At 33.6% G+C, this 863-nt stretch carries 2 pseudogenes; both read right to left on the bottom strand.

The features are described 5' to 3' along the window. Positions 1-622 (bottom strand): annotated as a pseudogene (locus tag GQX97_RS12705) (knotted carbamoyltransferase YgeW); the annotation flags it as partial. Between the two features lie 46 nt (positions 623-668). Further along, a pseudogene (locus GQX97_RS12700) lies at positions 669-863 on the bottom strand (YgeY family selenium metabolism-linked hydrolase); the annotation flags it as partial.

Here is an 863-nt window from a genome sequence, read left to right as displayed (position 1 = left end):
GAGGTACAGAAAGAGGTTTACCGTAAGAAGGTGAATAAGCCCAAGTCATAGCAACTTTTTTACCTCTTAAGTTTTCTAATCCGCCTAATTCGTGGATAAAGTGTAAAGAGTCAGCCATCATTTGAGTTGGGTGGTCTCTGTCACACTGTAAGTTAACTAGAGTAGGAATTTGTTCTAATATACCATCATTGTAACCTTGTCTTACAGACTCAGAAACTTCTTTCATATATTCATGACCTTTACCAATATACATATCATCTCTGATACCTATAACATCAGCCATGAAAGATACCATGTTAGCAGTTTCTCTAACAGTTTCACCATGAGCGATTTGGCTTTTACCTTCGTCTAAGTCTTGTACTTCTAAACCTAAAAGGTTACAAGCAGAAGCAAAAGAGAAACGAGTCCTAGTAGAGTTATCTCTGAATAAAGAAATACCTAAACCAGAATCAAAAACTTTAGTAGATATGTTGCTTTCTCTTAAGAATCTTAAAGCATCAGCAACTGTCCAAACAGCTTGTAATTCATCAAAAGTTTTGTCCCAAGTAAGGAAAAAGTCATTTTTATACATTTTTCCAAATTCAAGGCTATCGAGTTTTGAAATATATTTTTGTATACCCATATTTTTCTATCCTTTTATTTTTATTTTTTTTTAATTAATATTTTTATTATTTATTAGCACAATATATAGTAGGTACAGCAGCATACATAGCAGCACATACAACTAAATCTTGTTTCCAAGTAATTTCATTAGGAGCATGAGCTTGAGCTTCAGCACCAGGACCAAAACCTATACAAGGTATTCCATTTCTTCCCATTATAGATACACCATTAGTAGAGAATGTCCATTTGTCAGTAAGCGG

Source organism: Brachyspira sp. SAP_772 (assembly GCF_009755885.1).
Lineage (GTDB): Bacteria > Spirochaetota > Brachyspiria > Brachyspirales > Brachyspiraceae > Brachyspira.
The sequence above is the reverse complement of the archived record's forward strand: the minus strand, read 5'-3'. Positions and strand labels throughout refer to the sequence as shown.